Origin of the sequence: Vibrio sp. Vb1127 (assembly GCF_033338735.1) — a bacterium.
Taxonomy (GTDB): Bacteria; Pseudomonadota; Gammaproteobacteria; order Enterobacterales; family Vibrionaceae; genus Vibrio; species Vibrio alginolyticus.
Genome location: NZ_JAWOTF010000030.1, coordinates 26,082 through 35,402 on the forward strand (window position 1 = coordinate 26,082; position 9,321 = coordinate 35,402).

The 9,321-nt window shown below is 44.7% G+C and carries 11 protein-coding genes; 3 read left to right on the top strand and 8 right to left on the bottom strand.

Features of this window, described 5'->3' with window-relative positions; all coding sequences use genetic code 11:
- Nucleotides 1-150 precede the first annotated feature (150 nt).
- Nucleotides 151-519 (bottom strand): hypothetical protein, encoded by a 369-nt coding sequence (locus tag R7H07_RS21945; RefSeq protein ID WP_005378717.1) that lies wholly within the window; start codon nt 517-519, stop codon nt 151-153.
- A 328-nt stretch (nt 520-847) separates the two neighbouring features.
- Between R7H07_RS21945 and R7H07_RS21950 the strand changes: the two genes are divergently transcribed.
- Entirely contained in the window at nt 848-1,177 is a 330-nt protein-coding gene (locus R7H07_RS21950; RefSeq protein ID WP_054729565.1) for a DUF2500 domain-containing protein, read from the top strand.
- Here the strand turns inward: R7H07_RS21950 and R7H07_RS21955 are convergent.
- From R7H07_RS21955 to rhtB, 7 genes are all read right to left on the bottom strand, one after another.
- Nucleotides 1,174-2,187, bottom strand: a complete 1,014-nt coding sequence (locus R7H07_RS21955; protein WP_054729568.1) for an acyltransferase — start codon at nt 2,185-2,187, stop codon at nt 1,174-1,176. The genes R7H07_RS21950 and R7H07_RS21955 overlap by 4 nt on opposite strands.
- A gap of 283 nt (nt 2,188-2,470) precedes the next feature.
- A complete protein-coding gene (gene arsJ, locus R7H07_RS21960; RefSeq protein WP_005378722.1) occupies nt 2,471-3,688 on the bottom strand; it encodes an organoarsenical effux MFS transporter ArsJ in 1,218 nt (405 codons plus the stop codon).
- A 254-nt stretch (nt 3,689-3,942) separates the two neighbouring features.
- Nucleotides 3,943-4,437, bottom strand: a complete 495-nt coding sequence (locus tag R7H07_RS21965) for a cyclin-dependent kinase inhibitor 3 family protein (protein ID WP_086047096.1) — start codon at nt 4,435-4,437, stop codon at nt 3,943-3,945.
- Between the two features lie 12 nt (nt 4,438-4,449).
- Nucleotides 4,450-5,451 (bottom strand): ArsJ-associated glyceraldehyde-3-phosphate dehydrogenase, encoded by a 1,002-nt coding sequence (locus R7H07_RS21970; protein WP_005383630.1) that lies wholly within the window; start codon nt 5,449-5,451, stop codon nt 4,450-4,452.
- 42 nt (nt 5,452-5,493) lie between these two features.
- Nucleotides 5,494-5,829, bottom strand: a complete 336-nt coding sequence (locus tag R7H07_RS21975; protein WP_005378730.1) for a metalloregulator ArsR/SmtB family transcription factor — start codon at nt 5,827-5,829, stop codon at nt 5,494-5,496.
- A gap of 154 nt (nt 5,830-5,983) precedes the next feature.
- Nucleotides 5,984-7,207 carry an EAL and HDOD domain-containing protein gene (locus R7H07_RS21980; RefSeq protein ID WP_053304474.1) on the bottom strand — a complete coding sequence of 408 codons (1,224 nt, stop codon included), beginning with the start codon at nt 7,205-7,207 and terminating at the stop codon, nt 5,984-5,986.
- 24 nt (nt 7,208-7,231) lie between these two features.
- Entirely contained in the window at nt 7,232-7,849 is a 618-nt protein-coding gene (gene rhtB / locus R7H07_RS21985; protein ID WP_054729573.1) for a homoserine/homoserine lactone efflux protein, read from the bottom strand.
- A 65-nt stretch (nt 7,850-7,914) separates the two neighbouring features.
- Between rhtB and R7H07_RS21990 the strand changes: the two genes are divergently transcribed.
- Nucleotides 7,915-8,925 (top strand): alpha/beta fold hydrolase, encoded by a 1,011-nt coding sequence (locus tag R7H07_RS21990; protein WP_005378733.1) that lies wholly within the window; start codon nt 7,915-7,917, stop codon nt 8,923-8,925.
- A 244-nt stretch (nt 8,926-9,169) separates the two neighbouring features.
- A partial coding sequence (locus R7H07_RS21995) for an HAD hydrolase family protein (RefSeq protein WP_318086086.1) occupies nt 9,170-9,321 on the top strand: 152 nt, incomplete at its 3' end.

Genomic DNA, 9,321 nt, shown 5'->3' on the forward strand with positions numbered 1-9,321 from the left:
GGTAGTGTTATGATTTCATCTTCTCAAAAACAAGGGCTGGTTATGATTGCAGTGGTTGTGGGTTTAATGACACTGCCAATGATGTACTAACCAAATGATTTAAAATAAAAAAGGACGCAAATGCGTCCTTTTTTATTTATCTGTATAGCTCTACTGAATGTGCTTAGACAAAATATCCCAGTGCATATAGTAGAAACCAAGAGCGGCCAACGTAATCAACGTCATTAGCAAAATTGCTGTACGCCAAATAAAGCGAGAGCTTCTTGGTGTCAGCTCTTTTTCACAAGCATCACATGCCGCCATAAAGCCTTTACGATCATCCAGCTTGTAATCGTCTTCGTGCACCACTTTGTTACGCACGGTTGCGATGAATCGAAGCTTTGCTATCACGTCATGCGGTAAACGTTCTTCACAACTATTAATAAGTTGGTGCAACCCTTTCCCTTCTGCATGGTACTGAGTACGCAAAAGTTTTTCGATCGTTCGGGTACGCATGACTACTTTTTCAATATCTGACATCGTAACCCTCCTTACCAGACCCTTCCTATGTTCATTATTTTTATTCTTCTATAAATTTAGAGCTTTTTCGAGCCGTTAAGTGCAATTTTACTTTCAATTTGTGCCCTTGAGCGCATATAGCCAGACAAGTGAAAGCTGCTTAGTTCAGCTTTAGTGACGTAGCTTGCAGATGAAGCAACGATTTCATCGCGTCCCCATTGAGATAAACCGTGAAGTGCGCCGAATAAAATTCATGTCCCTTTCATTAGATTATGAATAAGTTACCTCAACTCATCGTTTCGTCAGCGAGTTCTGTAGAATGGGACCCGATACAACATTGGAGGTTAATATGCCAATCTCACTTATTGTCGCCCTATTCGCCCTTATTGCCTTGGGCGCGTGGGTGTTTTTCCGTTTTTATAGTAAGCACTATGTGGGCGAAGACGCTCCAGAGCAAAGCGCGCAGGTAACGGTTTTAGATAAACAAGCGATAGACATACCAAACGCACCACCAGGTCAAGACGATCAAGAGTATTGGATTTACGTTCAACGTGGTTCTATCGGTCCAAAGCGTGAATTCCAAATTGGAGTGCATTACTACCATGCACTCAAACCTGGAGATAAGGGAACACTGACCTATCGCGGCAACAAGTTCCTTCACTTCGCTATCAAACGTTAAGGCAGTAACCAACGAGTCTTGGCAGAACGAGAAAAGAGATAGCTCATCGCCAAGGCTCCAGCTCCACTTAGAACGATCCAGACTGGAATCACCCACGCAGGATGTCCTGTGTACCAACCGAACTCTTTCATCGGCCATAAGAAAATAGGGTGAAGTAAGTAAATCCCCAAGCTGTGCTGACTGATCACACTTACCACTTTTTGTACTTTTGGTGATAAGCCTTCACCAAAGTAACGCCCGATCATAAAAATCATCGAAGCTGCTAGAATCACATTCAGTGTTTTATAAGAGAGCCAGCGCCCAACCGTATACTTCTCCGCCTCTAAGCTATTTGTCACAACCATCGTAAAGGTCACTGCCAACGCCACGAGTCCTAGCCCAACATATAAGGTCACCATAGAGCGATTCAAAGGTACCTTTTGAAATAAAACATACCCCAGTGGAAGGTAACCCATATAAAGCCACATCTGATTACTCCAAGGGCCATCAATCTTGAACAAGAACAGTGTGCTGGTGAAAAGCCAAAATGCGAGATAGGTATACAAGACGTTGTCATCCACGTTGCGTACCATCCATTGAAACAGCGGAATCACAAAATACAGTGGTATAAAGTAATAGAAAAAGCCGAGATGGTAATACGTTGCGTGGAATGGGCTATTGCTTAATACCTCTTTTACGGTTTCAAAATCAAAGCCTTGAGAAGTCCAACCTGAAAGGTATGCATAAAACATCGACCAAATAAGAAATGGAACTAAAACTTTGCCCAAACGCCTTTTGATATAATACTTACCGTCAAATGGTCGAGTGTCACTGAGCATTAGCGCTCCGGTGATCAAAATAAAAACTGGCACTGCCCAGCGGGTTACGCTATTCACGCCTACCGCTGTCAGCCATTGGTCAAATGGAATCACTCCTAACTCATTTCGATACGGTGCCAAGACGTGAATGGCGATCACTGCTACCGCTGCGAAGCAGCGCAATAAATCAAAAAACAGAACCCTTTCTCTCATACCTTTCCCTACTTTGAGTCGCTTATCGTTTATAGCATAGGGTAAATCTCAACCAGTGAAATAGTTAACAATCTGTTTTTGCTTATTTTTAACTCAACAATGACCTACAACGGGGATTTCATCACCACTCTAATCACTTAACGAGAACCAAAAACCAAGCATCAGTATTCACTCTCGATGCCAAACCGACACAATCTGATTACAGCAAACGGCGCATAAGAAACAAAAATGGCTCCGATTTGGAGCCATTTATACCATCTACAGATAGCGATACTGGGGGTAGTTACGCAGTAGCAACATTAGCTTTTGGCAACTTAATTGAAATCAGCGTCGTCAGTGCCAAGAAAGCAAAAGAAACCCATAAGCACGCTGCAAGACCAGCCTCTTGGTAGATCCAACCCGATAATACCGTGCCAATCAAACGTCCCATCGCATTGGCCATGTAGTAAAAACCGACATCCAACGAGACGCCATCGCCTTTAGCGTAGCTCACTATCAAGTACGAGTGCAGCGAAGAGTTAATGGCAAACACAGCGCCAAAAATCATCAAACCTACCACAATCACCAATTCAGGCTGCCAACCGATTTGCACACCATAAGCAATACCAGCCGTAATTAACGCTAGGATTCCTGCCCACACCAATGCTGCACTACCATCAGGCACACGACCTTGCGCTTTGCCAGTAATACGCGGCGCAAAGCCTTGCACAAACCCATAAGCAATGACCCACGCTGCGAGAAAGCTACCAACCCACAAGTGATCCCAGCCAAACACGCTACCAAGATAAATAGGCAGAGCAACGACAAACCACACATCACGAGCACCAAACAAGAACATGCGTGCTGCGGATAAAATGTTTATCGATTCAGACTTGGAGAATATTTGGCGAAACTTAGGTTTACTCTTTGCTTTACCCATGTCCGCTTCTAGCCAGATCATGCTGCAAACAAACACTAATGTAAGTACACCCGCCATAATAAACATCGAGTTTTGAAAACCCACCCAAGACAGCAGCAAGCCACCAACAAAAAAGCCCGCTCCTTTGAGTGCATTCTTCGAGCCAGTCAAAATCGCTACCCATTTGTAGAGCGCACCTTGCTGTTCGTCTGGTACTAGCGTTTTAATCGCGCTCTTAGCACTCATTTTGTTCAGATCTTTGGCAATCCCCGACAGAGCTTGCGCTGCCATCACCCAAGGAATGGTCAGCCATGCATTTGGTACTGCGAGCATCAGCAACGCAAACACTTGCATCGCTAAACCAATGTTCATGGTTTTATTTAGGCCTAACCTTGCGCCCAACCAACCACCAACTAGGTTTGTCACCACACCAAAAAATTCATAGAAAAGGAACAGTGAGGCAATAGCTAACGTGGAATAACCTAAATCATGAAAATAGAGCACCACTAGCATACGCAGTGCGCCATCGGTCACCGTAAAGTTCCAATAGTTAAACGTCACTAACATGTACTGACGAATACTTTTGCTTAATTGAGAAATCATATTGACCTCATATGTACAGCGATAGAAGCATTTAGATCATCATGTTCTAAATACTTCCTAACCTGTACAGCAACATTGACCAATACAATGTTGCTGTGATTTTCAAAAAATGCCCCAACATCAATGAAAAGAAAAATACACCTTAAAAACAATGCATTAGTTAATATTAATGGCATTTTTTGTAAACAGTCGTATCCTGAAGAAGCTTGAATTTAGCTTTTGGATCATGATGAACCAAAAGCTATTTAAGCTGATCAAGCGTCTTGAGCCACGCGTTCGATGTACTCAACTTGCACAGGTTTTGTAAATGCACCAGGGCGCAATGCCTGCACTTCTCGCACGATATCTTCTAACTGCCATTCCTTTTCTAGGAGTAGGTGAGCAGCGAACAAACCTGTGCGCCCCGAACCACCCATGCAATGCATCGCAATTTTGCCACCTTGAGCAAGAATCGCGTGCAGTTCCGGACTGGCTTGTTGCCACTTCGTCGCAAACTCTTCATTTGGTGCGCAGTCGTCTTCAATCTCGATCTGGAACCATTTCATACCCAGTTGCTGAGTGGCTTCACCCAATGCAGAGACATTCTTCGCAGCTAATTCACTATCATCTAGTGCAGTAACGACCGCTTGAACACCCTGCTCTTTCAACTGTTCTAACGACGCATGCAAATCGACACCTTTCGTTCCTGGGCACGGTGTTAAGATTAAAGCACCGGAGTCCAAATCTAATTGCCATGTAGGATGAGACATTGTGACCCCCTTTTAAGCCAAACCAACGTTACGAACCAGCTCTGCTGTGCGCGTTGCATAACCCATTTCGTTATCGTACCAAGCGTAAATCTTAACCATACGAGAACCCACAACCATGGTTGATTGCGCATCAACGATGGTTGAACGTTGGTCGCCTTTATAATCGATAGAAACTAAAGGACGCTCTTCGAAGCCAAGGATGCCTTTCAAATCACCTTCAGATGCTTCTTTTAACAGTGCATTCACTTCTTCTGCCGTGGTATCACGCTTCACATCAAAAATGATGTCTGTTAACGATGCGTTTGCTAGAGGTACGCGAACCGCATGACCATTAATTTTGTCTTTTAATTCTGGGAAAATTTCGACAATCGCCTTCGCGCTACCCGTAGTGGTTGGGATAAGGCTCATGCCGCATGCTCTTGCACGGCGTAGATCTTTGTGTGGCGCATCCAAAATAGTTTGCGTATTCGTCAGGTCGTGAATGGTCGTAAAAGAAGATTGTTCGATACCCAATTTCTCATGAATGACTTTAACCACAGGTGCGATACAGTTAGTCGTACACGAAGCTGCTGTCACGATACGATGTTTTTCAGGGTCGAAAATATGGTCGTTCACGCCCACCACAATGTTCGCAATACCTTCTTCTTTCACAGGTGCGCTTACCACGACACGTTTCACGCCTTGCTCTAGGTATTTGTTTAGGAATGATGTTTTGCGATGTACGCCTGTCGCTTCAATCACAACATCACAATCAGACCAGTTCACCGCATCGATATCGCGTTGTTGAGTCGTGGCGACACGCTTGCCGTTGATGACGAGCTCACTGCCTTCGACCTGAACTCCATGATGCCAACGACCTTGCACTGAATCGAATTCTAATAAGTGACCAAGCGTAGCTGCGTCACCTGCGACATCGTTGATTAACACAAACTCCAATTCTGGCCAATCAAATGCCGCTCGCAGCGCTAAGCGACCAATTCGGCCAAAGCCATTAATTCCTACTTTAATTGTCATAGTTTTACCCTCTAATCTTCTACCTTGAATCTCTATTCGCTGTTAACAGCAAGCCTCACGACTTTTATCGTGTAAGCGTGTGATGTCGTCTTGGTATTCCTGCTTCAAACAGTTTGATGCCACTAAGTCTTCAATTAACTTTCGCATCCAACCTGGTAATTGCTGTGATAACTCGTAATACACCCATTGTCCTTGGCGTTTATCCACCAAGATGCCACTGGATCGTAACTGAGCAAGATGACGAGAAACTTTCGGCTGGCTCTCTTGTAGAGCAAACGCCAAATCACCAACGCAAGTTTCACCTTCACGGGCCACGAGCATTAAACAACGTACGCGTGTTTCATCGGATAACAGCTTAAAAAACTGATGTGGAAGCATAATAAACATACCTATATATGGATATGCGTATATGTTTATTTAATTAAGATATATCGTCAAGAGGAAACCGTCCATCGTCATAAAAGTTTCACATCTAACGAACAGCTTGATTGTAAAGAGAGAGATTCAAAGAGATAAAAGATAAGACAAGAAATTATGCAGTCGCGATGCTTTGACTCCAGCGAACCGCTTCACCTAAGGAGAGCTTCACTTCCTCTAAAGGCAACCCCAATTGCATCGTGATTTTTTCAACCCCTGACCAATCGGCACGCTCGTAGCACTCTTCGAGGGAAATAAGTGCACCATAAACCCCTTTGCGATGTAATAGCGCTTGTTGTACTGAATGACTAAGCGGTAACTGCCTAACTAAAGATTCCACCGAAAGATCCAGCAGCGCATCTAGAATCGACAGCAAACCAACCATGAAACCTTGCTCGTTGAGGTGAGAGAATGGCTGATAGCGCGACATCAATTGGCAAAATTGAGCTCGTTGCAATGAAAGGTGATACAGCTCTCGAGGCTTGTTACTGGAGATATACGATGCCACAACCAAAGAGACAAACTGCTTAAGGTTATCCTGGCCAAGATAAATCAATGCCTGACGAAAAGAGCTGATTTCGACAGCCAAATTCGGCGCTTGCGTATTTACAAAACGCAATAATTTATATGACAACGCGACATCTTGCGTAATGATGGACTCGATACGAGTAAAGTCAGGCTCAGGAGCACAAACTTCACGAAACAGTTGCAATGCCAACACTTGCTCAGGACTGACGTATTTAGTCTGCGAGACGAGTGGCTTGCTAAAAAAATAACCTTGGAAAAATTTAAAGCCAGCCGCTTTCGCTTGCTCAAACTCTTCTGCGGTTTCAACACGTTCTGCTAAAAAGTGGTATTTGACGCGTTTGGCAAGGTGTGTTTTGACCAGTTCACAGGCCTTTTCGAGCCCCATCGCCATAATGTCGAGCTTCACAATATGCACATATGGCAAAAAACGACGCCATTCTGGTGTTAGGGTGAAGTCATCCAAAGCGATCAAGTAACCTTCTCGATAAAACTCACGAATCGCATCAAGAAGCTCATCCGTAGGTTGGCACGTTTCCAACACTTCGATGACAATTTTGTTTTTCGGCAAACTGCGCGGCAAACGTCGCACCAAGCTTTGATGAGGAAAGTTAATAAAGCATCTTGAAGAGGCAATCACTGGGTTAGTACCCAGTGATAGGAAGTTTTCGACGATCAGTCGGTATGTCGCTCGATTTGAATCAATATGTGAAGGGTATGCGTTACTCTCCCCGTCTCGAAACAACAATTCATAACCCAGCGTCTGTCTTTTTCGGTTAAAGATCGGCTGGCGAGCGACATACGTTGTATTCATGCTAAAGAAGGACCTATAAATGGCTTATGACTTTGCAGCTGCTAATAATGCACCACAACCCATGAACATTGAACCGAATACTTTGTTTATTTTTCCCATGATTTTATCGGAGCGAATAAAGCGTCCCATTTGTGCTGCCAAGCTCGTGTAACCCAACATTACACACGCATCAATCACGACCGTAGTGACGCCAAGCACCAACAGTTGCGTGATTTGGTCTTTTGCCGGGTCAATAAACTGCGGGAACAACGCCACCAGAAAAACAATCGATTTAGGGTTGGTGAGGTTAATCAACACTGCCTTGTACAACAGCGCCGTGCCTGACATCTCGTTGTGGTTTTCAGCTGCGACTAAGCTTGATGTGTCGCGCCATTTCTGAACCCCCAGCCAAACCAGATAAGCGGCACCAACCCATTTAATGACAGAAAATGCGGTTGCTGACTGCGCGACAAGCGCACCAATACCCGCCCCCACCAGCGCGATGTGGATAACTAAACCAATTTGTAAGCCAATAATGGCACCCAGTGATTTACGGGTACCGTAACTCAAACCATTACTGATTGAGTTCACCGTGCCAGAGCCCGGAGCCAAACTAAAAACGATTGCTGTTACTACATAAGCTAACCAGACATGGGTATCCATTGCATTTCCTCACTAATTCTTCGATGATACATCGCGTAAACAACGTATCTTCAGGTAATCAACTAATGGCGACTAACCATTCACCTTTGACTTATACTCAAGAGACATTATTTGAGCAAGCAATTGGTGGTCCGATCGCAGCACTTTGGCAAACTCGCCAAGAGGGCTTTGTTAAAGGGACTGAGAAAAAGAACATTTACTGGTGCAAGCTAACCAACCCAGAGCATAAAAAAGCCGTGCTCATCGTAAATGGACGCATTGAGTCTTCCTGGAAATACCAAGAGCTGTTTTACGATCTCTACCGCCAAGGTTTCGATGTCTATTCCTTTGACCACCGCGGACAAGGTTTATCAGATCGTTTATTATCTGACTCAGATATGGGTCACGTCTATGACTTTACTGATTATATTGATGATATGGACATCGTCGTAAAAAAACACGACCTTAGCGAATATCAACAATGCTTCATCATCGCGCACTCTATGGGCGGCGCGATCGCCACACGTTACCTGCAAACTCACCCAGAACACCCTTTTACTGGTTTGATTCTAAGTGCGCCCATGTTTGGCATTAACCTGCCATGGTACCTATCACCAATAGCGATTCCGGTCACACAAATTATGTCAGCGGTATCGACTTTGCCACGCTATGCACCAGGACATCAGGCCTACTTCCCTAAGCCCTTTGAAGATAACCCACTTAGCCAAAGTTACGGCCGCTACCAATGGTTCCGAAACCTATATACGGAAAAACCGGAACTGCAAGTCGGTGGGCCAAGCACTCGCTGGGTTTGGCAAGGGCTCATGGCCGCTAAGCAGTGCTTTTTATTAACTCGCCAAGTCAAAATACCAGTAATCCTAATCCAAGCCGGAAACGATCGGATTGTTAGCAACCTCGCGCAAAAGCGTTTTATTGATAAATTGCGGAAAACCAACCCGCACGCGGAGCTGCTTTCCATCGAAGGCGCACAGCATGAAATCTTATTCGAGACCGACAAGTATCGTAATCAAGCGCTCGATGCGATTTTCCGCTTTATGAATGACCCTAAATCGCCATCAAACGAACAAGCACAATAAGAACTCTAGGCGACCATTTCACGACTAAGATTAAAGAGGAAATGTCTACACATCGATTTACCCTCTTTTTCATCCTCATTTTGGCGTACACTGCTTGAACTTGGCTACTTTGACACAGTGTTTAACCGCATAGTGCTACGGGCCCAAGTTCCCCCGCATTCGGAGCAGTACGATCTAGTCAGTCTGCTGTACTCCGTTTGCAATTCACCTGTTCCACACTATCCAAACCGTTTACGAGGACTTCATGAGCACATCGCTACCTTGCAAAGAGATCACCAAAATCGTTGCCTCTGATCTGGATGGCACGTTACTCGCACCAAACCATCAGCTCAGTGCTTACTCAAAAGAGACGCTAAAAGCGCTGCATGAAAAGGGTTATACCTTTGTCTTTGCAAC